The 253-nt window shown below is 64.0% G+C and carries 1 protein-coding gene; it reads left to right on the forward strand.

Annotated elements, in window-relative coordinates:
- Nucleotides 1-253 (forward strand): hypothetical protein (locus tag C1X29_RS30130; RefSeq protein WP_218275741.1); only part of this gene is annotated, 253 nt, incomplete at both ends.

The following is a 253-nucleotide window of genomic DNA, read 5'->3' on the forward strand; positions in this document are numbered from 1 at the left end:
GTACTGCGGAGACCGATTACGGTTATTGGTATCCGGGCAAGGCCAATGACGGTGCGGCGGCAGGCGGGTTTGAGCCGGCCCCGACCGGGCTGACCTGGCTCGACCAGCCGCATCATCGCAGCGCATGGTATTATGCCTGCGAAATCGATCTCGGCTTTTGCGGTGCGCTTCGCAGCGCGGCGACGATCGTCGCCGATGATCCGATCTTCGGGCGGATCGCTTATGGCGGCACCCTGCGCGAGGACGATCAGAC

The organism is Pseudomonas sp. GW456-12-10-14-LB2, from assembly GCF_002884345.1.
Classification (GTDB): Bacteria; Pseudomonadota; Gammaproteobacteria; order Pseudomonadales; family Pseudomonadaceae; genus Aquipseudomonas; species Aquipseudomonas paraglycinae.